The 25,071-nt window shown below is 49.1% G+C and carries 22 protein-coding genes; all 22 read left to right on the top strand.

What is annotated here, in order from left to right:
• Window positions 1-13 precede the first annotated feature (13 nt).
• The 22 genes from BMW43_RS01700 (at window position 14) to BMW43_RS01595 (ending at window position 25,000) form a co-directional block, all read left to right on the top strand.
• On the top strand, window positions 14-2,104 hold the full coding sequence (locus BMW43_RS01700) for a stage V sporulation protein D (RefSeq protein ID WP_091743656.1): 2,091 nt from the start codon (window positions 14-16) through the stop codon (window positions 2,102-2,104).
• Between the two features lie 230 nt (window positions 2,105-2,334).
• Entirely contained in the window at window positions 2,335-3,831 is a 1,497-nt protein-coding gene (locus BMW43_RS01695) for a UDP-N-acetylmuramoyl-L-alanyl-D-glutamate--2,6-diaminopimelate ligase (RefSeq protein WP_439331435.1), read from the top strand.
• A 2-nt stretch (window positions 3,832-3,833) separates the two neighbouring features.
• Window positions 3,834-5,207, top strand: a complete 1,374-nt coding sequence (locus tag BMW43_RS01690) for a UDP-N-acetylmuramoyl-tripeptide--D-alanyl-D-alanine ligase (RefSeq protein ID WP_091743655.1) — start codon at window positions 3,834-3,836, stop codon at window positions 5,205-5,207.
• A gap of 182 nt (window positions 5,208-5,389) precedes the next feature.
• Window positions 5,390-6,361 (top strand): phospho-N-acetylmuramoyl-pentapeptide-transferase, encoded by a 972-nt coding sequence (gene mraY / locus BMW43_RS01685; RefSeq protein ID WP_091743654.1) that lies wholly within the window; start codon window positions 5,390-5,392, stop codon window positions 6,359-6,361.
• Between the two features lie 64 nt (window positions 6,362-6,425).
• Window positions 6,426-7,784 (top strand): UDP-N-acetylmuramoyl-L-alanine--D-glutamate ligase, encoded by a 1,359-nt coding sequence (gene murD, locus BMW43_RS01680; RefSeq protein ID WP_091743653.1) that lies wholly within the window; start codon window positions 6,426-6,428, stop codon window positions 7,782-7,784.
• A 174-nt stretch (window positions 7,785-7,958) separates the two neighbouring features.
• Window positions 7,959-9,059 carry a stage V sporulation protein E gene (gene spoVE, locus BMW43_RS01675; RefSeq protein ID WP_245732176.1) on the top strand — a complete coding sequence of 367 codons (1,101 nt, stop codon included), beginning with the start codon at window positions 7,959-7,961 and terminating at the stop codon, window positions 9,057-9,059.
• Between the two features lie 28 nt (window positions 9,060-9,087).
• Window positions 9,088-10,212, top strand: coding sequence for an undecaprenyldiphospho-muramoylpentapeptide beta-N-acetylglucosaminyltransferase (gene murG, locus BMW43_RS01670; protein WP_091743651.1), 1,125 nt, complete (start codon window positions 9,088-9,090; stop codon window positions 10,210-10,212).
• A 304-nt stretch (window positions 10,213-10,516) separates the two neighbouring features.
• Complete coding sequence (gene murC, locus BMW43_RS01665) at window positions 10,517-11,902, top strand: UDP-N-acetylmuramate--L-alanine ligase (protein WP_091743650.1); 1,386 nt, start codon at window positions 10,517-10,519, stop codon at window positions 11,900-11,902.
• Between the two features lie 52 nt (window positions 11,903-11,954).
• Window positions 11,955-13,208, top strand: coding sequence for a UDP-N-acetylglucosamine 1-carboxyvinyltransferase (gene murA, locus BMW43_RS01660; protein WP_091743649.1), 1,254 nt, complete (start codon window positions 11,955-11,957; stop codon window positions 13,206-13,208).
• 13 nt (window positions 13,209-13,221) lie between these two features.
• Window positions 13,222-14,151: a D-alanine--D-alanine ligase family protein gene (locus tag BMW43_RS01655; RefSeq protein ID WP_091743648.1), complete on the top strand. Its 930-nt coding sequence runs from the start codon at window positions 13,222-13,224 to the stop codon at window positions 14,149-14,151.
• 232 nt (window positions 14,152-14,383) lie between these two features.
• Window positions 14,384-15,136 (top strand): cell division protein FtsQ/DivIB, encoded by a 753-nt coding sequence (locus tag BMW43_RS01650; protein ID WP_091743647.1) that lies wholly within the window; start codon window positions 14,384-14,386, stop codon window positions 15,134-15,136.
• Between the two features lie 198 nt (window positions 15,137-15,334).
• Entirely contained in the window at window positions 15,335-16,027 is a 693-nt protein-coding gene (locus BMW43_RS01645) for a DUF881 domain-containing protein (protein ID WP_091743646.1), read from the top strand.
• A complete protein-coding gene (locus BMW43_RS01640) occupies window positions 16,027-16,356 on the top strand; it encodes a small basic family protein (protein ID WP_091743645.1) in 330 nt (109 codons plus the stop codon). The genes BMW43_RS01645 and BMW43_RS01640 overlap by 1 nt, the downstream gene beginning before the upstream one ends.
• Window positions 16,357-16,581: 225 nt before the next feature.
• On the top strand, window positions 16,582-17,628 hold the full coding sequence (ftsZ, locus tag BMW43_RS01635; RefSeq protein WP_091743644.1) for a cell division protein FtsZ: 1,047 nt from the start codon (window positions 16,582-16,584) through the stop codon (window positions 17,626-17,628).
• Between the two features lie 228 nt (window positions 17,629-17,856).
• A complete protein-coding gene (locus BMW43_RS01630) occupies window positions 17,857-18,798 on the top strand; it encodes a sigma-E processing peptidase SpoIIGA (protein WP_091743643.1) in 942 nt (313 codons plus the stop codon).
• Complete coding sequence (gene sigE, locus BMW43_RS01625; RefSeq protein WP_091743642.1) at window positions 18,789-19,526, top strand: RNA polymerase sporulation sigma factor SigE; 738 nt, start codon at window positions 18,789-18,791, stop codon at window positions 19,524-19,526. The genes BMW43_RS01630 and sigE overlap by 10 nt, the downstream gene beginning before the upstream one ends.
• 307 nt (window positions 19,527-19,833) lie before the next feature.
• Window positions 19,834-20,361, top strand: coding sequence for an NUDIX domain-containing protein (locus BMW43_RS01620; protein WP_091743641.1), 528 nt, complete (start codon window positions 19,834-19,836; stop codon window positions 20,359-20,361).
• Between the two features lie 5 nt (window positions 20,362-20,366).
• A complete protein-coding gene (locus BMW43_RS01615; protein ID WP_091743640.1) occupies window positions 20,367-21,557 on the top strand; it encodes an endonuclease Q family protein in 1,191 nt (396 codons plus the stop codon).
• A 66-nt stretch (window positions 21,558-21,623) separates the two neighbouring features.
• Window positions 21,624-22,259 (top strand): stage II sporulation protein M, encoded by a 636-nt coding sequence (gene spoIIM / locus BMW43_RS01610; RefSeq protein ID WP_091743639.1) that lies wholly within the window; start codon window positions 21,624-21,626, stop codon window positions 22,257-22,259.
• 269 nt (window positions 22,260-22,528) lie between these two features.
• Window positions 22,529-22,735: a hypothetical protein gene (locus BMW43_RS01605; protein WP_091743638.1), complete on the top strand. Its 207-nt coding sequence runs from the start codon at window positions 22,529-22,531 to the stop codon at window positions 22,733-22,735.
• 164 nt (window positions 22,736-22,899) lie between these two features.
• Window positions 22,900-23,787: a site-specific tyrosine recombinase XerD gene (xerD, locus tag BMW43_RS01600; RefSeq protein ID WP_091743637.1), complete on the top strand. Its 888-nt coding sequence runs from the start codon at window positions 22,900-22,902 to the stop codon at window positions 23,785-23,787.
• 37 nt (window positions 23,788-23,824) lie between these two features.
• On the top strand, window positions 23,825-25,000 hold the full coding sequence (locus BMW43_RS01595) for a phosphopentomutase (protein ID WP_091743636.1): 1,176 nt from the start codon (window positions 23,825-23,827) through the stop codon (window positions 24,998-25,000).
• Window positions 25,001-25,071 lie beyond the last annotated feature (71 nt).

The following is a 25,071-nucleotide window of genomic DNA, read 5'->3' as shown; positions in this document are numbered from 1 at the left end:
GGAGGAGATGCCGTTGCCGCTGATTACCCATGTTGTTGTCCGCAAAAGGGTGGCTTGTTTGCTGCTGCTCGTCGGTTTTGTTATGGCAGCCCTGTGCTGCCGCTTACTGTATCTTCAGTTTTACAAGAGTGAATGGCTGACCGAGAACGCTACCGACCAACGCGTCCGGGATATTCCCGTCGAGGCGAAGCGGGGGATTATCTTTGACCGTAATGGAAAAGAGTTAGGCGTCAGTATCAGCTCCGATTCTGTTTATGCGATTCCGGCCGAAATACGTGATGTTGAGGACACAGCAGCCAAATTGGCTGCTATTTTGGTATTGGATAATAATAAGCTGGTAAAGCAGCTTAAAAAGCGCCAGGCTTTTACCTGGATAGAGCGTAAGGTGGGCTCGGACCAGGCAAAGGCTATCAAGGCGCTTAACCTGCCCGGGATTGGCCTGACTGAGGAAAGTCGACGCTATTATCCGCACGATAATGTGGCAGCCCATGTTTTGGGCTTTACCGGGATTGACAGTCAGGGCCTGGACGGTGTGGAAATTACTTTTGACAGCTACTTGAAAGGACGACCGGGCAGTATTGTTGTTGAATATGACGCCCGTGGCCGTGAGATTCCCTATGCCGTGCATAAATTTATGCCGCCGACGGACGGGAATAATATCTACCTGACCATTGATCTGATTATCCAGCAAATTGCCGAGCGGGAACTGGATAAAGTGATGAAGGAGACCGGAGCTAAAGCGGCGACAATGGTGGCCATCAAACCGCAAACAGGCGAAGTTTTGGCCCTGGCCAACCGGCCTGATTATGATCCCAATCATTTTGCCGATTTTTCACCGAAGCTCTGGCGCAATATTGCCGTCTCTAACGCTTATGAACCGGGTTCTACCTTTAAGATTATTACGACTGCCGCCGCGCTAGGTGAGGGCGTGGTCAAACTGTCGGACCGTTTTTTTGATCCGGGAGAAGTGGAGGTACAGGGCCGGATCATTCACTGCTGGAAGGATGGCGGACACGGCAGTCAGAGTTTTGAAGAGGTTATCGAAAATTCGTGCAACGTGGGTTTTGTCAATGTAGGACTGAAATTAGGCATCGAGCCTTTTTACCGTTATTTGCAGTCCTTTGGCTTCGGCAAGGCAACTGATATTGACCTTCCCGGCGAAGCGAAGGGCATTTTGATTAATTCCGAGCAGGCCAAAGCGATCAATATCGCTACGATGGCCATGGGGCAGAGTATTGCCGTTACGCCAATCCAACTGGCCACTGCGGTGGCGGCGGTCGCCAATGACGGGCAATTGCTGCGGCCGCAGATTGTTCGCGAGGTCCGGGACAAAAACGGGCAAATTCTCCGGGATTTTAAACCGGACAGTGTAAAACAGGTGATTGATCCGGCTGTGGCAAAAGAAGTAAAAGGAGTTTTGGAGAAGGTTGTAGAAGAAGGTACAGGAAAGAATGCCTTTCTTGAGGGCTTTCGCGTAGCCGGTAAAACAGGAACAGCGCAAAAGGTGGGTGGCGGCGGCTATATGCCGGGGAAATATGTGGCATCTTTTGTCGGGTTTGCCCCTGCCGATGATCCTCAGGTGGTGCTGCTGGTGATTATTGATGAGCCGGTAGGCATGTATTATGGCGGGCAGATTGCCGCGCCGGTGTTTGGCTCCGCTATGAAGGATATTTTACAATATCTGCAGGTGCAGCCCAAATTGGCAGAAAAACCGACGGGAGTAGAGCAAAAGCCGCATGTTGATGTTCCCGGCGTTATCAATCTTTTGCCAGATGAAGCCAAGGCGCAACTTGCCAAACTGGATTTAACGGGAATCGTGGAAGAAAACGGGGAACGGATTGTCGATCAAATTCCCAAGCCGGGCAGCAAAGTTCCTGCCGGTTCTAAGGTACTCTTATATACCTCGACGCCAAGGTATAACTGGTCAGAAGTTACTGTGCCGGATTGCCAGGGGCTGTCCGGTGAGGAAGCTGCCCGGATATTGGGCGAAATTGGCCTGAGCGTCCGACCTGTCGGTGATAGCAAGGCGCAAGTTACCAGCCAGGAGCCGCCGGTCGGCAGCAAGGTGCCTTCCGGTTCGATTGTCACCGTTTATTTTGAATGATCCCCCCCGACAATATAATCAGTAAATATGGTAATAATAGTTATAATAGACCTCCTCAAGAATTAGTTCGCAGTGGCGAGAACGGTCTTTTTTGCGCCTATCTTTCGTTGGCAGAACCCGCCAATACCTCCAGTATTGACGGAACCTGCGGCCTTGCTAGACACAAAAAATCCTCGTTCATCCACTTGCGCCCTAATTCCCGAGGAAGTCTAATACAGGAGGAGCGAACTATGATGACATTAGGTGATTTGCTGGCACATTTGCCGGATGCCGTGCAGGCGGGCCGCATAGAGAGAACACAGGAAGTGAAGTCGATTACCTATGATTCGCGACAAGTGACCGATGGTTCGGTATTTATCTGTCTGAAAGGTGCAAAAACTGACGGCCACGATTACGTGGCACAGGCTTGCCGGCAGGGTGCTATCGCGGTCATTATTGAAGAGGATGTTAACGTTCCGGCCGGAGTCGCTAAAATAAAAGTTTCCGACACGAGGACAGCCATGCAGGGGATTGTCCCTTCTTTTTTTGGTTTTCCGAGCCGGAAACTACGTATGATCGGTGTAACGGGCACTAACGGCAAGACGACGACCACCTATTTGCTGCGTGATATTTTAACCCGTGCCGGCTATCGGGTCGGTGTGATTGGCACCATTCAGACCCTGATCGGAGACCGGGTGTTGCCAGTGAAGAATACGACGCCCGATGTGGTGGAATTGCAGGGAATATTGGCTGAAATGGTAGCTTGCAATATGGATTATGTGGTGATGGAAGTATCTTCTCATGCCCTGGCGCTGAACCGGGTGGCCGGTTGTGAATTTGACGTAGGCATATTTACCAACATGACTCAGGATCATTTGGACTTTCATGGCAATTTCGACAATTATCTGGAGGCCAAGGCCCGTTTATTTTCTCTGGTCAGTGATCCGGCGGCCTCAAAGGAAAGAAAAACGGCGGTGGTCAATTTGGATGATCCGGCGGCCAAACGCATTTTGCAAAGTGCAAAGTGTGCCACACTGACCTATGGTGTAAAGGCGGCGACGGCGGATTTGCGGGCCTTACAGGTGGATGTAAAAGCTTCCGGCGTGAGTTTCACCGTTCGTGGCCCTGCCGGTGATATTGATCTTGCTTTGCCGATTACCGGCTTGTTCAATGTATACAATGTATTAGGTGCTGTGGGCGCGGCTTTGGCGGAGGGGATTGAGCCCCAGATTATTAAAGCAGCGCTGGAAGGCTTTAAAAGCGTTCCCGGCCGGTTTGAACTGGTCAACGCCGGACAGCCGTTCAGCATCATTGTGGATTATGCCCATACGCCGGACGGACTGGAAAACATTCTGAAAACGGCCCAGCAAATTGCCAAACGGCGCATTCTTGTCGTATTCGGCTGCGGCGGTGACCGGGACCGGACCAAACGGCCCATTATGGGGCGGCTGGCCGTGGAATATGGCGATGTGGTCATTGCCACGTCGGATAATCCGCGAACCGAGGACCCGGCAGTGATTTTAGCAGAAATTGAAGTGGGAATCCGGGAAAAGCTGGTTGAAGGTAAGCTGTATGAGAAAATCGCTGATCGCCGGCAGGCGATCAAACGGGCCTTGGAACTGGCGCAAACGGACGATATTGTGATCATTGCCGGCAAAGGGCACGAAACCTATCAAATACTAAAGGATAAAACCATTCATTTTGATGACCGGGAAACCGCGGTGGAACTTGTCAAGGAGCTGATGTAGCCGTGCAGTTTACCATAAAAGAGATTTGTCAGGCTTTGGGCAGCGAACTGGTAACGGTGGAAAGCGCTGCACCGGATATTGTCTTTAGCGGAATTTCCATCGATACCCGGACGGTAAAGCCGGGAGATTTATTTGTTGCTCTGATTGGTGAACGTTTCAACGGGCATGATTTTCTGACTAAAGCGGTAGCAAGCGGGGCAGCCGGACTGGTAGTGCAGGATGTCTGTCCGGCGGGGCCGCTGAAGCTGCCGGTCATAACCGTAGGAAATACACTGAAGGCTTTGCAGAATATTGCGAGGTTTCACCGGTTGCGTTACTCCATACCGGTGATCGCCATAACCGGCTCCAACGGTAAAACGACCACTAAGGATATGACGGCGGCTATTTTGGCGAGCCGCCGTAGTGTATTGAAAACACAGGCAAATTACAATAATGAAATCGGTCTGCCGCTGACGCTGCTCAATCTGACGGAAAAACACGAAGCGGCCGTGGTGGAAATGGGCATGCGTGGTTTGGGCGAGATTAAGGAACTGGCCGGTATTGCCCTGCCGACAGTGGGTGTGATTACCAATGTCGGTGAAACTCATATGGAGCTCTTGGGATCGCTGGACAATATTGCGGCTGCTAAGGCGGAATTGGTGGAAGCCATACCACCGGAAGGTTTGATTGTCTTGAATGCCGATAATCCCCATGTCCTGGCCATGGCCGGCAAGGCGCGGGGGAGCGTGCTGACTTATGGTTTAACGGAGCAGGCTGATATCCGGGCCAGTGAGGTCGTGCTGGGCGACGGTGGCTCCACGTTTACCTGTCATGTGGGAGCGGAAACCTTTCCCGTGACTGTGCCGGCGCTGGGCAGGCACAATGTGTTCAACGCGCTGGCGGCGATCAGTGTCGGTTCGGCGCTTGGCTTGCAGCCTGTCGATATACAGCGTGGCCTGGCTGCGTTTGAAACGGCGGCTATGCGGCTGGCGGTGAGTAAAGTATCAGACTATGTGGTGATTAATGATGCCTATAATGCAAGTCCGGCTTCGATGGCTGCTGCCGTGGATACGCTGGTCGATATCGCGCCCAACCGGGCGGTTGCCGTGTTGGGAGATATGCTGGAGCTGGGTGATATTGCCGTCGAAGCCCATCGTCATATTGGCCGAAGGCTGGCCAACAGTGGTACCGGTCTGGTGGTTACCGTCGGCGAGCTGGCTGGTGAAATTGCCGGCGCGGCCCGTGAGCATGGTGTGCAGGAAGTTTTCGCCTGCCGTGATCACGCGGCAGCCAAGCAAATCCTTGCAGATAAGCTGCGGCCGGGCGATACGATACTGATTAAAGGCTCACGGGGTATGAAAATGGAGCAAATATTAGAAATACTAGGTAATCACTGATTAAATGAACCGGTCGGGCTGGCGAGAGATCTTTCGTCTGACAAGGCAGTAAAACCGCAGGAATAGAGGATAGAGGCTCCTATTGCAAGGTTTTGCTGGCGCAGCCAGGCGGAAAAAGCTCCGTCAGGACACGCCGTGTGAATTAATCAGCGGTTGCCTTGGTTAACCATGGGAGGTTTATCATGCAAGAGTTGTTGTATGCCGCCGGTATGGCGTTTTTAATTGCCATACTGTGCGGCCCGCTGCTGATTCCCGTGTTGAGGCGGCTAAAATTTGGTCAGAGCATTCGGCAGGAAGGGCCGCAACGGCACTATGCAAAGGCGGGAACGCCTACAATGGGCGGCATTATCATTCTGATCGCCTTACTGATTCCATCTCTGTTTTATGGCGGAAAGAGTGCCGAGGTGTTATTAGCCTTGTTTGTCACCTTTGGTCACGGACTTATTGGTTTTTTGGATGATTTTATTAAAGTAGTACTAAAACGTTCCTTAGGTCTAAAGGCCAGGCAGAAATTGGTGGGACAAATTATTATGGCGGCTGCGCTGGCTTATATTGCTGCCGTATACATGGGACGGGGGACGGATCTGTGGATTCCTTTACTGGGAATTCAGCTTGATTTGGGGCCGTTCTATTATATATTAATTTTTCTGGTGCTTGTCGGCACAACGAATGCGGTTAATCTGACGGACGGACTGGACGGTCTGGCGGCGGGAACTACTACGATTGCGGCGCTGGCTTATGGGGCTATCTGTCTAGTTTTTGGCAAGTTTGACCTGGCTGTGTTCTGTGTAGCGCTGGCCGGAGCTGCCTTAGGCTTTTTGCGGTTTAACGCTCATCCGGCCAAAGTGTTCATGGGCGATACCGGTTCGCTGGCTCTGGGTGGCGCGTTGGCCGCTGTTGCCGTCATGACAAAAACCGAGCTTTTATTGGTGCTCGTTGGCGGCGTGTTTGTCGTAGAGGCGCTGTCGGTCATTGTACAGGTCATATCCTTTAAGTCAACAGGTAAGCGGGTCTTTCTAATGAGTCCGATTCACCACCACTTTGAACTGTCGGGCTGGTCGGAGACAAAGGTTGTGACTGTCTTTTGGCTGGCGGGAATTGTGTGCAGCGCCGTGGCATTGCTGGTATTGACCGCAAGCAAATCAGGAGGCTAGGGCATGTTTGAAATCTAACCGTTTCGGATAGTTTTCAAACATGCCCTAAAGGAGGATGAGCAAGATGGGTTTTGCAGGAAAAAGAATGTTGGTGGCAGGGGCTGGCGTCAGCGGCGTGGCTGTAGCCCAAATATTGCAGAAAAAAGGTGCCCGTGTTACCTTACAGGATACGAAAACGCTTGACGAACTGGGAGACCGGGTCAAAAGCCTGCAGCAGCAGGGCATTAAACTGGCGCTGGGGCAACAAAATGAAATTTTGGTGAGCGATTTTGATTATATAGTTGTTTCACCGGGAATATCTATTTATAGTCCCCTAGTTTTAGCAGCCGAGCAGCAGGGGGTAGAGGTTATCAGTGAAGTAGAAGTTGCCTACCGGTTATGCCCGGCGCCCATACTGGCTATTACCGGAACGAATGGGAAGACCACCACCACCACCCTGGTGGGGGAAATGGCGAAGACCACCGGCAAACGGGTAGTGGTAGGCGGCAATATCGGCAAGGCCTTGTCGCTGGAGGTCGAGGACGTAACAGACAAGGATTTGGTGGTGGCCGAGATATCGAGTTTTCAGTTGGAAGGCGCCAGGACCTTTCGCCCGGTTGTCGCCGCCGTGCTGAATGTAACTCCCGATCATCTTGACCGGCATAAAACCATGGGAAATTATATGGCTATGAAGAGCCGGATCTTTACCAACCAGTCTTCACAGGATTATGTGGTGGCCAATTACGATGACCCGTTGGTACGGGAAATGATGAATAAAGCTGTGTCGCAAGTTGTGTATTTCAGCCGGAAAACGGAGCTGGCGCAGGGCGTTTTTCTAAAAGGCGACATGATTACCATTGCCTGGAAAGGCAAGACTTATCCGGTATGTTCCATTCATACGCTGCGGATTATTGGCAGCCATAATGTGGAAAATGCTTTGGCGGCCTGCGGTGTGGCTTTCTTTGCCGGTGTTGCAGTTTCCGACATGGCTGTGGTGCTGGAACGTTTTGAAGGAGTCGAGCACCGGATTGAACGAGTGGCTACTGTTCGGCAGGTCACTTATTATAATGACTCGAAGGCTACCAATCCCGAATCCTCCATCAAGGCCTTGGAGGCTTTTCGCGGTCATGTGATTCTTCTGGCCGGCGGCCGGGATAAACATACCGATTTGACTGAGTTTATGAAACTAGTTAAGGAAAAAGTCGATTGTCTGATTTTAATCGGCGAGGCTGGTGAGCGCTTTGCTCAGGCTGCCCGGGAACAACAGGTAGAACATATTGGGCGGGCCGACAGTATGGCGGCGGCGGTACAAATGGCACACGACCTGGCACAGCCGCATCAGGTAGTATTGTTGTCGCCGGCCTGTGCGAGCTACGACATGTTTAAAAATTACGAAGAACGTGGTCGCGTATTTAAGGAACTGGTACATAAACTTTCGTCCTAGGGGGTGTTTTCGAGCTGACGAAATGCTCCCAGGGCGAGTGAGTTTTGTGACGCGGCAATTTTTTGAAATAATAGTCTTATTCCAAAAGATTTTAACCAAGTAGAATATGCTGTAAAAAACGCCGTCATGGGACCGTCCGGATAGCTTGAAAACACGCTCTAAGGAGGAATGCAGGTGAACAGGCCAAAATCTCCTGATTATGTTATTTTTTTCGCCATTATAGCATTATTGGGAATTGGAGTCGTCATGGTATATAGCTCCAGTGCGATTTCCGCCTATGTGAATTTTGACGATAGCTATTATTTCCTGAAACGGCAGTTGATTTGGGCTTCGTTAGGAATAGTAAGCATGCTGTTCACCATGAATATTGATTATCATGTCTGGCGCAAGCTGGCGAAGCCTATATTGTTGGCAACACTGGTACTGCTGGTACTGGTGCTGGTGCCGGGCCTGGGCAGGGTGGTAAACGGTGCGCGTCGCTGGCTTGGTTTTGGCTCGCTCTACCTTCAGCCGTCGGAAATTGCCAAATTAAGCATGGTTCTTTACTGTGCCACCAGTCTGGCCCGCAGTCAGGATAAGATAAACAGCTTTATGAAAGGTGTTGTTCCTAATCTAGCCGTGCTAATGCTAGTGTTCGGCCTGATTTTGAAAGAACCTGACCTGGGAACGGCGCTGGCCATTGGTGCGACGGTATTTATTCTGCTTTTTTCCGCCGGTGCTAAAGTCACCCATTTGGCATCCCTGGGGTTAACCGGTGTGGCCGGTGTGGTTGTGGCTATTTTAGTCGAGCCGTATCGGTTGAAACGGTTGATTGCCTTCAGCGATCCCTGGGCTGATCCTTTGAATACAGGTTATCATATTATCCAGTCGTTATATGCTATCGGATCAGGTGGCTTGTTTGGCGTAGGGCTGGGACGGAGCCGGGAAAAGTTTTTATATTTGCCGGAACCGCATACCGATTTCATCTTTGCCATTTTAGGCGAAGAGCTTGGCCTAATTGGTACACTGGCGGTTATCCTGCTGTTTTTTCTATTTGCCTGGCGCGGCTATAAGGTGGCAATTTCAGCGCCCGATGTGTATGGCAGTTTGTTGGCAGCAGGACTTACGACCATGATTACCATTCAGGCACTGATGAATATTGCCGTGGTTACGGCTTCCATGCCTGTCACCGGAATCCCGCTGCCTTTTTTAAGTTTTGGCGGTTCGGCGCTAATTTTTACGCTGTCCGGGGTGGGCATATTGCTCAATATTTCACGGTATGTAAGTCTCGAATAAAAATGTTTGCAGGAGGCTTAATTTTTATATGCGTGTGATGATGTCAGGCGGGGGGACCGGAGGTCATATTTATCCCGCCGTTACGATTGTCAGGGCCATGGAGCGGCTTGGACCCTGTGAAATTTTGTTTGTAGGGACGCAGCAGGGATTAGAGGCGGATATTATACCCAAAGAGGGATTTCGTTTGGAGCTGATCACGGTAAAAGGGTTTGAACGCCGGCTTTCCTGGGCAAATATTAAAAATCTCTGCAGTACGGCAGGCAGTGTCTGGCGTTCCATGCAGCTTATCCGGGAGTTTAAGCCCGATATTGTAATTGGTACGGGCGGCTATGTTTGCGGCCCGGTATTGCTGGCGGCCAGTCTGCTGAGGGTTCCTACCATGATTCAGGAGCAGAATGTCATACCGGGGATTACCAACCGGATATTGGCCCGGTTTGTCGACAAGATTGCAGTCGGTTATCAGGAAGCGGTCCAGCATTTTAGTCCGGGCAGTCAGAAAAAAATTCTTGTCAGCGGTAATCCTATCCGTTCCGAAGTGATGACCGCCACCAGAGAGGAAGGAGTGGCGGCGTTGCAATTGTCCGCCCATAAGCGTACCGTGCTGATATCAGGCGGCAGCCGGGGTGCCCGTAGCATCAATCAAGCTATGCTTTCCGTACACCGCCATTTTGTCGGACGGGAGGATATCCAGCTATTGCATGTTACCGGACAGAGCGAGTATAATAACATAGTTGGAAATTTAAAGAAATACGGTATAGATGAAAAAAACAGTGGCAATATTATCATCAAGCCCTATCTGTATAATATGCCGCAGGCTTTGGCCTGTAGCGATCTTGCTATATTCCGGGCAGGTGCCATCGGACTTGCTGAATTGACGGCGCGGGGAATCCCCGCTATTTTGGTGCCCTATCCTTATGCGGCCGAAAATCACCAGGAATATAATGCCAGGGCGGTGGAACACAGCGGTGCTGCCGTAGTGATCCGTGACAATGAGCTAAATGGGGACAAACTTATTGCCGTCATTGAACAGATTATGGGAAATACAGCGGTATTAAGCGACATGGCCGTGGCCAGTAAGGCATTGGGGCGGCCGGAGGCGGCCGTTGAAATCGCCAGGGCTGCAGTGAATTTGGCCGCCGGTAAGCACTCATAAGTAACCATATTACCGATTATTGCATAATATAAGATACGCATATCGCCAGGGATGCCTCATCCGGCGGGTTATGGGGTAGAGTGCCGAGAATTTTTGTTGTCAGGCTTTGGCGGAAGAGGCGAGCATATCGGACATATGTAAGCCGAAGACAACGAAGCCTGGCGACGAAAAGGCCGGAACTTATTCCATGTTCTCGCTGGATGAGGCACTAACCAATTTTTGTTCTAAAGGCTGGCTGACTGTGAATGTTTTCCCGGCAGATGGTAAAGGCCGGTAGCATTCACAAGAAAGGAGTGAATTCTTTTTGTTAAATACGATTAAAAAATTCCATTTTGTTGGTATCGGCGGTGCGGGTATGAGTGCCATTGCCAAAGTCCTCCTGGAGAAGGGGTACTGTGTCACTGGCTCTGATGTGGCCAAAACCGAGGTAACTAAGCGTCTGGAGATACATGGTGCGACGATTTTTCAGGGACACGATGCGGCGCATGTCCAGGATGCCGAGGCGCTTGTCGTTTCGACCGCCATTGCCGCCGATAATCCGGAATTGAAAAAAGCGGAGGAACTAGGCATTCCGGTATTCCACCGTTCAGATGTGCTGGCGGCATTGATGAATGAGCGCCGGGGTATTGCGGTTGCCGGAGCACACGGTAAAACAACGACCACTTCCATGATTGCGGTTATGATGGAAAAGGCGGCGACGGACCCTACGATTATTATCGGGGGTGAGCTTGATTATATTGGCGGTAACTCCAAACTCGGCAAAGGGGAATATTTGGTTGCCGAAGCGGATGAAAGTGACGGCTCCTTCCTGAAATTTACCCCTGCTGTGGCAGTAGTCACCAACATCGAAAATGATCATATGGATTATTACAAAAATATGGATAACATATTGCAAACTTTTGTGAAGTTTTTGCATAGATTGCCGGAGGACGGGACCGGCATATTATGTTTTGATAATGCTTATATCCGTGAAATCAGCCCGCTGGTTAACCGGAAAATCATATCCTATGGGCTGGATTATCCCGCCGACTACACAGCTCGCAACATTTCCATGCTGGGAGCCAACACATCCTATGATGTGTATCACGGGGAAAATCTGCTGGGAACGATAAAATTAGCGGTGCCGGGCATACATAACGTGGCCAATTCGCTGGCGGCCGTGGTGGCCGGGCTGGTTACCGGACTGCCTTTTGACAGGATTGCCGAAGGGCTGGCACTTTTCCGGGGCGCCAAACGCCGCTTTCAAACCAAGGCGAAAATAAACGGTGTTTGGATTGTTGATGATTATGCCCATCATCCGACCGAGATCAGCACAACGTTGAAAGCTGCCCGGCAGACCAAGCCGCAGCGCTTGATTTGCGCTTTTCAGCCGCACCGCTATTCACGCACCGATTTTCTGCGCAAGGAATTCGGGCAGGCGTTTACAGCGACGGATTTATTGATTCTGACCGATGTGTATTCGGCTGGTGAAAAGCCGATTCCCGGTGTTACGGGAGAGACCTTGAAGGATGAAATCGAGGCGCAGACCGGGCAAAAAGTCATTTATATTCCTGATCGGAACCAAATAGCCCGTTACCTTAGCGAAATCGTGGAGTCCGGTGACCTGGTAATTACGATGGGGGCGGGAAATATCTATTTGGCGGGAGAAGAACTTGTTGAAAAGCTTGTCCAGCGGCAGGAGTGCAAGTGAAACTATTATATATAATGTAAAGGGTGATTGTACTTTTCTGGGAGGGAAGACGATGGAGAAGTTTGTCGTCACGGGAGAAGTACAACTTAACGGCACCATCCGGGTCGGTGGTGCGAAAAATGCAGCATTGCCGATTATGGCGGCAACACTGCTATGTTCGGGAGTCAGTGTCATCCATGATGTGCCTTGTCTAAGTGATATTAATGCCATGCAGGAGATTATGCGGCTCTTAGGGGCCAAAATAACACGGGAAGGACGCACTTTAGTCATCGATACAACGGCCATACATAAGAACGAGGTGCCGGAGCATTTGATGCGGGAAATGAGAGCTTCCGTTTTTTTAATGGGGCCTTTACTGGGCCGCTTCCATAAAGTCCGGCTTTCTTATCCCGGTGGCTGTGCCATTGGACACAGGCCGATTGATTTGCACTTGAAGGCTTTAGAGAAAATGGGGACAGTGGTAAAAGAGAAATTTGGCTATATTGACGCCGAGGCCGCCAGTTTGTCAGGGGGAGAAATTTATCTTGATTTTCCCAGTGTGGGTGCCACAGAAAATGCAATGATGGCGGCTGTGCTGGCAGAAGGCGTTACCATTATTTGTAACGCCGCCCGTGAGCCCGAGATTTATGATTTGCAGTCATTTCTTAATAAAATGGGAGCAAAAGTCAGTGGTGCCGGTACGGACACCATTCGGATAGACGGTGTCCGCCGACTTAAGCCGGCGGAACATACTATCATTTGCGATCGCATTCAGGCGGGAACCTACTTGATTGCCGGTGCTATTTCCCGCGGCGATGTGGTAGTGGAGAATGTGGTTCCCGAACATTTATTTTCGGTTATTGATAAGTTGGAGGAAATTGGCGCAGTTCTCGAAGTGGGAAGTCGGTCGATCAGGGTCAGAAGCAAGGAATTACGCGGTGTTGATATAAAAACCCTGCCTCATCCCGGTTTTGCGACCGATTTGCAGGCGCCAATTCTATCGCTGTTGACCATTGCCAAGGGAACGAGTATTGTTACGGAGACGATTTTTGAGAACCGTTTCAAACATGTGGATGAACTCATGCGTATGGGGGCCAAAATAAAGGTAGAGGGCCGGACAGCCGTCATTCGCGGTGTACCGAAGCTCACCGGCTCAGCAGTAACCGCTCCCGATCTTAGGGCCGGCGGTGCCCTGGTATTAGCCGCTCTGGCTGCGGAAGGCACCACGGAAATTGAACAAATTTATCATATTGATCGAGGATATGAGAATTTGGAGGAGAATTTAAAAAATCTAGGGGCTCAAATTGCTCGGGTAAAATCAGTGTAGAAGGTGTTGGACTATGAAAACTAAAAAAGTTGCAGTAGTGATGGGAGGCCCGTCCTCGGAGCGCGAGGTATCTTTACGGACCGGGCAGGCTATTTTGCAGGCACTTCAGTCAAAAGGATATCAGGCTGTGGGTTTGGAGCTAAATCCTGCTCAATTTGTTGATGATATCCGGCAGGCAAAGGTTGATATTGTGTTTAATGCGGTCCACGGAAAATTTGGTGAAGACGGCATGTTGCAGGGGACCTTGGAAATGCTGGGCATACCCTATACGGGCTCAGGGGTTTTGGCCAGTGCCATAGCCATGGATAAAAGTATATCTAAACGCCTGTTTTTATCGTCCGGCATACCGACGCCCCGGTCGCAAGTTTTTAATAAATACAGTGATGGCGAAGAGGTGGCGGCGGCTATTTTGGCCGATTTTACCATTCCTGTGGTGGTGAAATCTTCCGCTCAGGGCTCAAGCATCGGCGTGACTATTGTTGACAAGGCGGAAAAGCTGGCGGCAGCGGTCAAGGAAGCCTTTGCCTATAGTGATAATCTGGTTGTTGAAGAGTTTATTGACGGACGGGAAGTCACTATTGCCGTCTGGGGCAATAAAAATCCGGCAGCCCTGCCAATCATTGAAATTGTGCCCCACTCCGGCTGCTATGATTATCATTCTAAATATACCAGCGGGGCTACCGACTATATCGTGCCGGCACCGCTTGAGGAATTAGCGGTGGAAAAACTACAGAAGGTGGCGGTGCAGGCCTTTAATCTGCTAGGCTGCCGTGGCATTGCCAGAGTCGATGTCATGCTGGATAAAGCGAATCAGCCCTATGTTCTGGAGGTAAATACCATTCCGGGAATGACGGCCACCAGCCTGGTTCCCAAAGCCGCGGCAGCATCAGGAATTTCTTTTGCCGATTTATGTGAACGGTTGCTGTTAATGGCCGGGGAGTAAGTCTTATTTTGCTCATGTTTAATTGCATAGGCATTAAGAATGACTATGGTTTTTACCACTATCCATATTTTGGTGAAGGCCGAGTCTTTCTTATTTTTATTTATCTTTGTAAACTTTTTTTGTATAATTATAATTACTGTTAGAATTCCTTGATCATTGTTCCGATATTCATAGTCCTTCGGCACTCTAAAAAGGTACTGGTCTGTATATCGGATAGCAGGAGGAGGGTTATATGCTTAAGTCAGACAGGCCGAACAGGCGCCAGCCACTGGATCAACGTTTGCTGCCGCCCAAAATATTTGCCGTTTTGCTACTGTTATTCGCTTGTCTGCTTGCAGGCTATTTGCTGATTAATTCATCACTGTTTGCCATCGGCACGGTGGTGGTTGAGGGAAATAAGTACATGTCGGTGGAAGATGTCCACCGGGTGGCCAATATTCCTGAACGGCTGAATATTTTCCGGCTGGATATTGATGAGATAAAACACCGCCTGACCAAAGACCTGCGTGTAGCCGAAGTGGCGGTTACCCGGCGGTATCCCAGCACGATTGTGATCAGCATCAAAGAGAGTCAGCCTTTGGCGTATGTGGCCGGTAGTTACGGTTTTTTTGAACTGGACAAGCAGGGAATGATTTTGGCTGTTTATAAAAACGTAAAGCAGTTGAATGTGCCGCTGATAACCGGACCTAAGCTGGATAACGGGTATGTTGGCGACAAGGTCAATGAGCCGTTGATTCAGTCTGTTTTAGTTTATCTGGCGGCCTTGGATGAAAAAACGCTGAACCAGCTGTCGGAAATTAACATTCAGGCTTCCGGACAAATGACCGCCTATACGCTAAGTTCCGTGCATATCCGGCTGGGTAATGGCGACCGGTTGCCGGAAAAAGCCAAATTAACTAATGATATTCTTCAGGATGTAAAGGATGCAAAGTCAATCGAATATATTGATCTTACTTATGCTTCGCCTTTTATCCGTTTTAGATAGTGTCTCATCCGGTGGAAAGATGTAGTATGGCACCGAGAATTTTTGCCGTCAGGCAAGACGAAGGAGGCGCGCATATCGGATATATGCAAGTCGACGACAACGAAGACTGACGGCAAAAAGGCCGGTGATCTGCTGCAGATTTCTGCCGGATGAGGCACTAGGAACTTATCTTTAATTTTTAAGAAAGGAAGTGTTGGCATGCTTCCCATCAAACAAGGACAGGTATCTATCGCATTTGTATGCGTTGTGTTAGGAATAATGCTGGCCGTGCAATTTCGTACCACCCAGGATATTCGTTCCAGCATCCCCTATCAAAGAGTGGAGGATTTATCGCAGCGGCTGGCTCAAACGGAAAAAGAGCGTGACGGGCTTTTGAAAGAGGTCCATGAACTGCGCCAAGCTTCCGGTAGTGAAGCGAGTTCCAAGGAAGCGGAACTGATTAAAATGAGCGCCGGTGTATTGGCAGTCGAGGGGCCTGGCATTATTATTACCATTGACGACAGCAAACGAGTATCTAAACCGGGTGAAAATCCTAATCTGTATTTGATCCATGACGACGATATTTTAAAGGTAATCAATGAACTGTGGGCGGCCGGCGCCGAGGCGATGTCGATCAATGAACAGCGGTTGATTGCCAGCTCGGAGATCCGTTGCGCCGGACCTACTTTATCGGTCAATAACGTACGCTATTCTCCGCCCTATGACATACGGGCCATCGGTGATCCGCAGACGTTGGAAAACGCTTTGAAAATGCGGGGCGGTGTAGTTGAGACCTTGCAATTCTGGGGTATTCAGATTACCATTAAGCCGCAGGAGCTGGTTACTATTCCCGCCTATAAAGGCACCCTGCATTATGAACTGGCTAAGCCTGTTAAGGAGGTCGTGAAATAATGTTTCTGCCGATTGCGGGTCTGATCCTGGGCATTCTCCTAGGTACATTGTTTCCTTTCAGCATTCCTCAAGAATACGCAAAATTCATGTCGATTGCGCTGCTGGCCTCGCTGGATTCAGTATTTGGCGGACTTAGGGCCGGGGCGGAAGAAAAGTTTGACAATACGGTGTTTATCACCGGCTTTTTCACTAACGCCCTATTGGCCGCCGGCCTGGTTTATGTTGGCGAACGCTTGGGAATTGACTTATATTATGTCGCGCTGCTGGCCTTTGGTTTGCGTATTTTCCAAAACCTTGCCATTCTTCGACGGTATTTCTTAAAGAAATAGTCATTTGGTTATGTGTCTTTTTCCTAATCAATGTTTATTTGCAAATATATCTATATTTATTTTCCAAATAGAAAGGGAAAATGCTACTTTTGTTGAAACATAAGGAAGAAAGCGTAACCTATAGAAAACTCTCTTGACCGTACATGCGTTGTAAAGTAGAGTTGCTATTTGACGATGATTTAGTTTCGGTAGATTACTGTGAGTTATTAAGGGAGGAAACTTTACATGCTTGAATTTGATATGGATTTGGAGCGTTTTGCAGCGATTAAAGTTATTGGAGTTGGCGGCGGCGGAAATAATGCGGTAAATCGTATGATTATGTCCGGCTTGCAGGGAGTGGAATTTGTTTCAGTAAATACTGATGCTCAAGCTTTGTTGCACGCTCAGGCTCCATACCGTATTCAGATTGGTGAAAAATTGACAAAAGGGCTGGGGGCCGGCGCGAATCCGGAAGTTGGAGAAAAGGCTGCCCAGGAAAGCCGTGAAGATATTATCAAAGCTCTGAAAGGGGCTGATATGGTGTTTGTTACTGCCGGTATGGGCGGCGGTACGGGAACGGGGGCGGCGCCGGTTGTGGCCGAGTGCGCGAAGGAAGTTGGCGCCTTGACGGTAGGTGTGGTGACCAGACCATTTTCTTTTGAGGGCCGTCGCCGGCAGGCGCAGGCCGAACGGGGCATTGCCAAATTAAAAGAGAAAGTGGATACGCTGATTACCATCCCCAATGATCGTTTGATGCAGGTTGTGGACAAGCGGACGCCGATCATGGAGGCTTTCCGGATTGCCGATGACGTACTGAGACAAGGCGTACAGGGGATTTCCGATCTGATTGCCGTGCCCGGGCTTATTAATCTGGACTTTGCCGATGTAAAGACCATCATGACCGAAACCGGTTCGGCTCTTATGGGAATTGGCATCAGCTCTGGTGATAACCGTGCCGTGGTGGCTGCCGAAACGGCAATCAAAAGTCCGCTCTTGGAAACCTCGATTGAGGGTGCCCGCGGCGTATTGCTTAATATTACCGGTGGAACCAATCTTGGTTTGCATGAGGTGAATGCTGCCGCTGAAATTATTGCCAGCGCGGCCGATCCGGAAGCCAATATCATCTTTGGCGCGGTTATTGACGAAACCTTCCAGGATGAAGTGCGGGTCACCGTCATTGCCACAGGCTTTGACCCTAAACCTGCCAAAATAACTCCCGGTAAGATAGAAACTACTACGATTGAACCGTTTAAGGCAAACAACTTGGAAATACCGACCTGGATGCGGCGGTAGTATAATAAAGAAAAATCAGTCCTGAGGGGCTGATTTTTTTTTCGAATTTTGGGGGGATTTGTGGTTCGGATAGCATCCATAAAATTACATTTTTCCAGCCGATGACCTGTTATACTGGTAATAAATTAGAAACTACGCTCATATATTTTTTAAGTGACTATAACGCTGGCGGCTACCAACTCTCAGAGTTGTGCGATTATATAAGCCGGCTGGAGGCAGGATGGTGCTATGCAAATATACGGAGATGTTGTGCTGCTAATTAATATCTTGGTAAACAGTATACTTTTCCTGCTGACAGCCTGGGGAACAGGCATTTCCTATTCGCTGTGGCGCATTTTTGCGGCCGCTGCTGCCGGAAGCGTATATTCATTGGCGGAGGTTTTCATAGATTTTGGCCTTCTGTATACCATACCGGCCAAATTGCTGGTTTCCGCCGTATTGCTGCTGCTTTGTTTTGGCAAAAGACCGGTCAAAACATTTTTATTACTGTTAGGAGTTTTTTATGCCGCATCTTTTTTCTTAGGCGGAGCTATTTTAGGCTGGCTATATTTTATCCAAAACCACGGGTGGCTGGAACGGTCGCAGCTTGCCTTGCAGAGTGTCACCTGGAAGCAGGTGAGCGGCGGGTTAGCAGTGGGAGTTTTTCTGATTTATTTCGTTTTTAAACGGATGCTGAGTCGTGTAGAAGCGAAAAATTCCTTATACCAGCTTGTTATCGATTATGCGGGGAAAGCAGTTCAACTCCCGGCTATACTGGACACAGGCAACCATTTGCGTACCATGCTTGGCAGAACGCCTGTTATCGTCGTTGACTACCAAGCGCTGGAGAGCATTTTGAGCGAGCAGGCCGCTCAGTTTTTGCGTGAGACTCCCCAGGAATTTTGGTTGTCTGACTTCGTCGAGTGCAAGGATAGGGCTTGGCTGCAACGGGTGCAGATCATTCCCTATCGTTCCGTGGGCGACTGTAGTATGATATTGGGTTTCCGGCCCGATCGGATTACTGTCCTGACACCGGACCGTGAATTTCAGGTGGATGATGTGGTTGTGGGGATGTATCCGGCGGAATTGGCGGGAGATCGATCTTTCAGGGGATTGCTGCCTGGCGGGATATTTGCGGAAAGTCACATTATTAGCAGTAAGATTAGGGAGGCAGGTAGTGTATGCGCTTAAGTTGGCTCAAATTCAAGTTGTTAGTAAAGTTGAAATTTATTGTCCTATTGCAGTTCCTGCACATCTTAAAACCGGATGAAGTATTTTATGTGGGCAGTACGGAAATCTTGCCTCCGCCGCTCAGCAATGATGAAGAGGTTTTTCTCCTAACCCGTCTGCAAAAAGGTGACAAGGCGGTAAAAAGTATTTTCATCGAACGTAATTTGCGACTGGTCGTATACATTGCACGAAAATTTGAAAATACCGGAGTAGGCATTGAGGATTTGGTCAGTATCGGCACAATTGGTTTGATTAAAGCGGTAAATACCTTTGACCCGGTCAAAAAAATCAAGCTGGCGACTTATGCTTCCCGCTGTATTGAAAATGAAATTCTGATGTATTTGCGGCGCAATAGCAAAACCCGGACAGAAGTTTCTTTTGACGAGCCGCTCAATATCGACTGGGATGGCAATGAACTGCTGCTGTCCGATGTATTGGGAACGGAAAATGATATTATCTATAAATCCATTGAGGAGGAAGTGGACAAAAACCTGTTGTACCATGCGATGAACACGCTGTCTGGCCGGGAGCGTAAAATCATGGAGCTGCGGTTCGGTCTTAATCAGGACGGAATTGAACTGACCCAGAAGGAAGTCGCTGATATGTTAGGCATTTCCCAGTCGTATATTTCAAGACTGGAAAAACGCATTATTAAGCGATTGCGCAAGGAGATTATCAAAATGGAATAGTGGTGGTATACTAAATAAAGTGGCATTGTTTGCTCTTTATCTTTTGTGGGACTTGGCACAAGCCAAGTCTTTTTAGCTTTTGGCAGGATATTTGCTTTTGGTAAGGAATTTATTCCGTAAAGTATAGAGGGCGTGTTTTCAAACTATCCGAAACATTCCCTGACGGTTCTTTTCGTCCATCTTTCGTTAACATTTTTTGAAATAGGGGCCACTTTCCTGCAAAAAGGTTACCTCGTATGGCGCAAAAATCACCCGTCATGGAACATTTCATTAGTTGAAAACACGCCCTAGTCTAGGAGGAAAATACGTGGGGACATTGGATGAGAAGTTTTTAGACTCGAAGTTTGTCTATGACGGTCGTTTGTTAAAGGTATATTCAGATAGAGTGCTGCTGCCCAATGGCAAGGAGTCTTTCCGGGAAATCGTCAAGCATCCGGGGGCGGTTGCGGTGGTTCCGGTGCTGGATAACGGTGATATTGTCATGGTCCGGCAATACCGGTATCCGGTTGGCGATACCATGCTGGAGATTCCCGCTGGAAAACTCGATCCGGGAGAAGCCCCGGAGACTTGTGTGGTACGGGAGCTGGCGGAGGAAACCGGCTATGTATCGGGGCATATTCGGAAGTTGACAGCCATTTACACTACGCCCGGCTTTAGCAATGAAGTGATTCACATTTATCTGGCCACGAACCTGGTTATGACCGAGCAGCATACCGATGAGGACGAATTTATCAACGTGGAAACCTACAGCAGGAAACAATTGAAGGAGATGGTTATCACCGGCGTGATTCAGGATGCCAAGACCATTATTGGCCTGTTGCTGGCCGACCTATAGCTGCGATGAAGCAGTTTTTTGCGGATTTACATATTCATGTCGGGCAGACGGCTGGCGGCAAGTGGATAAAGATTCCTTCCTCACGCCATTTGACGGTGGAAAATATCCTGGTAGAGGCTACCAAACGCAAAGGACTCCAAATGGTGGGCATTATCGATGCCCTGTCGCCGCTGGTAATGGCTGATGTAACGCGGCTGGTGGAACAAGGCCTGCTGCGACAGGCGGGAGGCGGCGGTTATCTGTATGAACAGGAGACGCTGCTGTTGCTGGGGGCTGAGATCGAAACGGCGGAGGCTGACGGCCGGCCGGCCCATACCCTGGTATATTTGCCTGATCTTGATACGATGCGGGATTTTTCGCGTTATATGTCGCGTCATATAAAGAATGTGGAGCTGAGCACCCAAAATGCTCATATGCCGTTTCAGAAGCTGGTACAGCTTGCGGCTTCCTTTGAAGCTGTCATTATTCCAGCTCATGTGTTTACGCCGTTTAAGAGCCTCTACGGCGCTTGTAGTGAGCGGTTGTCATATCTGGTGTCCGACCGGGAGTTGGCCAAGCTTAGTGCCATTGAGCTGGGCTTGAGTGCCGACAGTGATATGGCTGATCGGTTGGCCGAGTTAGCCGGGTTTTCCTTTGTAACCAATTCAGACGCCCATTCGCCGCAAAAAATAGCCAGAGAGTATACCGCTTTTTTGCTGGAAAGGGCCGACTTTAGTCAATTCCGGGCGGCTTTGGCGCGAACCGGCAGTAACCGCATTCTCGCCAATTATGGCCTTGATCCCCGGCTGGGAAAGTACCACCGTAATTTGTGCAATGCCTGCGGGCAAAGCGGTATCGAGCTAGTCGGTGGCCCGGAACCGGTTTGCTCCCATTGTGGCAGCAAGAAGGTGGTTCGCGGGGTCCGGGAGCGGATCGAAATCCTCGCCGACTGGGAAAGTCCCAGGCATCCGGCGTATCGACCACCTTATTTCTATCAGATTCCTTTGGAATTTATTCCGGGCCTGGGTACTAAATCGTTCAGCAAACTGCTCACTTCGTTCGGGACAGAAATGAACATCCTGCATCAGGTTTCTCTGCTTGAACTGGAAAAGGTGGCTGGAAAGGCGATTGCCGGACAAATTGCCAGAATCCGCAGTGGCTCTGTCAGCATCACGGAAGGCGCCGGCGGCATTTATGGAAAACTAAACATAGAATGAAGGCATAGGTATAATCCCTGTCTGACGGGCATACATTTTAGCAGGTATGGACAGGGAGGAAAATCTATGTGGGGATATGTACGTCAAAATTTAATTCAGCATGTAAGAGCCAATGCCGTTGCCTACTTCTTTACCATTCTTATTTTTCTCATTGGGGTGGTCCTGGGAGCCCTATCGGTTAAAATTTTGCCCGCCGATCAAAAGGCGGAGCTGGCCGGATATTTGCAAATTTTTTTTAACGGTCTGGGAAGCGGACAGGGAGATGTGGCAGGACTGTTGGGGACTGTCATGTTTCACAACGCGAAAGTCATTGGGCTGATGTGGTTGCTGGGCTTTACCATTGTTGGCATTCCTTTCGTTTTGTTCATCTTATTTACCCGGGGTTTTATTATTGGTTTTACTGTGGGATTTTTGGTGAATGAATATATTGTGAAGGGTTTGCTCTTTGCTTTGGCTGCTGTTTTGCCGCATAATTTTCTGGTTATTCCCGCCGTTTTCATTACCAGTGTAGCGGCTACGAACTTTTCCCTGATGCTTTTAAAGCGCAAGGGAAATGGCAACAGCAATTTGCTGTATGCTTCCTTTGCGTATTCCTGTCTTTGCCTGATCATGGTCATCGTTATGCTGCTGGCCGCCCTGGTGGAAGTATATATTTCACCTGTATTTATGAAGATGATTGTCAATATGTTTTTGAACGGGTAAAATCCGCAGTGCCCGGTAGACTGTCTGCTATTTCTGTGAATAATCCCCATTTCAAACGAATAATTATAGTATTAAGTTAAGAACCTGTATTCAGCCATTAAAAAAACGCTGTATCGGCGGCGATTTTTCCGCCATACTATGTTAAATTTTCTTGACATAACCCCATTATGCCCACGAAAATTTGCCTCGTCTGACGAAAAAATCACTCGCCGCTCCAGCATTTCCATGACTGAATACAGGTTCTAAGTTTGCGGAAATGGGAGGGCATTATGACAATTATTATCAGCAGGGCGGGAATACTACATAAGATAAGAATCCTTTTGCGGAGCACAATTTTCCTGCTTGTCCTTGTGTTTGTGCTCTTACAGATTATCAGCATGGTCTGGACTGCCGGGACAGAAAACCGGGACTTGCATCGTCAGCAGTTGCTGGAGAAGCCGCTAAGAGTATGTAGTGACAGTGTAAATAGCAGCTGAATTTCCCGAATCGACAGATAAACTACAAAATTATCGTAAATATGCATTAATTTTACAGGGAAACAAAGGAAAAACCAGGATTATGTTGAATAACATAATGAATTATGTTCGATTGAGTGCAGCTAACTTCATGACCGGAAAACCTGAAAAAAAGGGTGGTAAAAATGGAAGGCTTTGTTAATGAGTTTATTACTTATTTGGCAGTGGAACGGGGCCTGGCGCAAAACACGTTAGAGTCCTACGGACGTGATTTGCGCCAGTTCCAGGAATATTTGGAAAATAGTAAAATGGAGTTTTTGAAAGATTCAAACCGTAACACCATTCTAGCTTATTTAACTAATCTTCAAACCAAGGGGAGAGCCGTATCTACTATTTCCCGCAATTTGGCTGCAATAAAGTCTTTTTATCAGTATCTGGTCAGAGAACATTATTTGGAGAAAGATCCGGCTGCTCATTTGGAATCGCCTAAGCTGGAGAAAAAGCTGCCGAAAATTTTAACGGTTGGCGAAGTGGAAGAACTGCTCAAACAACCTAACAGTTTTTTACCGGCCGGTTTAAGAGATAAAGCTATGCTGGAACTCTTATATGCTACGGGAATACGGGTATCGGAGCTGATTTCGCTCAATATTTCCGATGTCAATCTCGATATGGGATATATAAAATGCTATGGTAAAGGCTCGAAGGAACGGATTGTACCGCTTGGTTCGATTGCTTCCAAGTGCGTTCAGGATTATATGTCGAAAGGGCGTCCTAAGCTGGTACGCACCTATGAGGAACCGTCCCTCTTCGTCAATCATCACGGCAATCGCCTCACCCGTCAGGGCTTTTGGAAAATCATCAAGAAATATGCCCAGGAGGCCAACATCACCAAACAGATTACGCCCCATACACTACGACATTCCTTCGCCACGCATTTGCTGGAAAATGGCGCCGACCTGCGTTCTGTCCAGGAAATGCTGGGACATGCGGATATTTCGACGACCCAGATTTATACCCATGTGACCAAAAATCGGCTAAAGGAAGTATATGATAAGGCCCATCCCCGTGCATAATACATAATAAGAAAACAAATAAAGGGGAGCACAGGACATGTTTAGACGAATTATTATCGTTGTACTGGATAGTGTCGGCATTGGCGCTTCGCCGGATGCAACTGAATATGGCGACAGCTCCAGCGTGAACACCCTTGCCAATATTGCCCGCTCGCAGGGCGGGCTTTTTCTGCCTGTTCTGGAAAAACTGGGCCTTGGCCGTATCGCGTCTATTCAGGGGGTTGAGCCGGTAGCTAAGCCGTTAGCCGGATTTGGTAAAATGGCCGAGTTGTCCAAAGCTAAGGACACAACCAGCGGTCACTGGGAAATGGCCGGCTGCCCGGTATTTACACCGTTTCCTGTTTATCCGGAGGGCTTTCCGGCGGAGGTTATCGAGCGGTTTGTCACTTACACCGGCTGCGGCAGTGTGCTGGGCAATAAGCCGGCTTCCGGTACGGTCATTCTGGACGAGCTGGGAGCGCAGCACATGGCGACAGGCCACCCGATTGTCTATACTTCGGCCGATAGCGTGTTTCAAATTGCCGCTCATGAAGATATTATCCCTTTATCCAAGTTGTATGAATTTTGCCAGATTGCCAGGGACAAGGTTTGCGTCGGTGAACACGCGGTAGGCAGGATTATCGCCCGGCCGTTTATCGGTGAACCCGGTGCGTTCAGCCGTACCGCCAATCGTCATGATTACAGCCTGGAACCTGGGGCAGTCACTGTGTTGGATCGGTTGAAGGATGCCGGACAGCAAGTAATTGGTATTGGAAAAATTGGCGATATTTTTGCCCAACGGGGCCTGACTCAGTCCTTAAAGTCCAAATCAAACGACGAGGGGATGAGTCATCTTGCCAATCTACTCAGCCAACCGGGGCAACCGGGTCTGATTTTTGCCAATCTCGTTGATTTTGACAGTGTGTATGGACACCGCAATGATGCGACCGGTTATGCGAAAGCCCTGGAGCGGTTTGACGCTCAACTTTCGCTGCTCTTACCTCAGTGGCAGGCCGACGATTTGCTGCTGATTACCGCCGATCATGGTTGTGATCCAACCTCTACCGGTACCGATCATACCCGTGAATACGTGCCGCTCATTGCTTATTATCCAGGTGCCGCAGGGACCGATCTGGGGATCAGAAATACCTTTGCCGATATTGCGGCTACCATTGCGGAAAATTTCTCCCTGCCGTCGCTGCCTTATGGACAGAGCTTCCTAAAAAGCTTATAAAAGACAATAAACTGATTAGTTAAAAAGAACCGGAATTTTCCGGTTCTTTTGTCGTTCCCAAGCCTCGGCAA

Origin of the sequence: Propionispora vibrioides (assembly GCF_900110485.1) — a bacterium.
Classification (GTDB): Bacteria; Bacillota; Negativicutes; order Propionisporales; family Propionisporaceae; genus Propionispora; species Propionispora vibrioides.
This window is presented reverse-complemented; position numbering and strand designations above follow the sequence as displayed.

Excerpts from the sequence above, each read along its gene's own strand:
- BMW43_RS01605 (WP_091743638.1), top strand. The coding sequence starts at position 22,529 with ATGACAATTATTATCAGCAGGGCGGGAATACTACATAAGATAAGAATC.
- mraY (WP_091743654.1), top strand. The coding sequence starts at position 5,390 with ATGCAAGAGTTGTTGTATGCCGCCGGTATGGCGTTTTTAATTGCCATA.
- murA (WP_091743649.1), top strand. The coding sequence starts at position 11,955 with ATGGAGAAGTTTGTCGTCACGGGAGAAGTACAACTTAACGGCACCATC.
- BMW43_RS01695 (WP_439331435.1), top strand. The coding sequence starts at position 2,335 with ATGATGACATTAGGTGATTTGCTGGCACATTTGCCGGATGCCGTGCAG.
- sigE (WP_091743642.1), top strand. The coding sequence starts at position 18,789 with ATGCGCTTAAGTTGGCTCAAATTCAAGTTGTTAGTAAAGTTGAAATTT.
- BMW43_RS01650 (WP_091743647.1), top strand. The coding sequence starts at position 14,384 with ATGCTTAAGTCAGACAGGCCGAACAGGCGCCAGCCACTGGATCAACGT.
- BMW43_RS01630 (WP_091743643.1), top strand. The coding sequence starts at position 17,857 with ATGCAAATATACGGAGATGTTGTGCTGCTAATTAATATCTTGGTAAAC.
- murD (WP_091743653.1), top strand. The coding sequence starts at position 6,426 with ATGGGTTTTGCAGGAAAAAGAATGTTGGTGGCAGGGGCTGGCGTCAGC.
- BMW43_RS01655 (WP_091743648.1), top strand. The coding sequence starts at position 13,222 with ATGAAAACTAAAAAAGTTGCAGTAGTGATGGGAGGCCCGTCCTCGGAG.
- BMW43_RS01615 (WP_091743640.1), top strand. The coding sequence starts at position 20,367 with ATGAAGCAGTTTTTTGCGGATTTACATATTCATGTCGGGCAGACGGCT.
- spoIIM (WP_091743639.1), top strand. The coding sequence starts at position 21,624 with ATGTGGGGATATGTACGTCAAAATTTAATTCAGCATGTAAGAGCCAAT.
- BMW43_RS01595 (WP_091743636.1), top strand. The coding sequence starts at position 23,825 with ATGTTTAGACGAATTATTATCGTTGTACTGGATAGTGTCGGCATTGGC.
- BMW43_RS01640 (WP_091743645.1), top strand. The coding sequence starts at position 16,027 with ATGTTTCTGCCGATTGCGGGTCTGATCCTGGGCATTCTCCTAGGTACA.
- BMW43_RS01645 (WP_091743646.1), top strand. The coding sequence starts at position 15,335 with ATGCTTCCCATCAAACAAGGACAGGTATCTATCGCATTTGTATGCGTT.
- ftsZ (WP_091743644.1), top strand. The coding sequence starts at position 16,582 with ATGCTTGAATTTGATATGGATTTGGAGCGTTTTGCAGCGATTAAAGTT.
- murG (WP_091743651.1), top strand. The coding sequence starts at position 9,088 with ATGCGTGTGATGATGTCAGGCGGGGGGACCGGAGGTCATATTTATCCC.
- xerD (WP_091743637.1), top strand. The coding sequence starts at position 22,900 with ATGGAAGGCTTTGTTAATGAGTTTATTACTTATTTGGCAGTGGAACGG.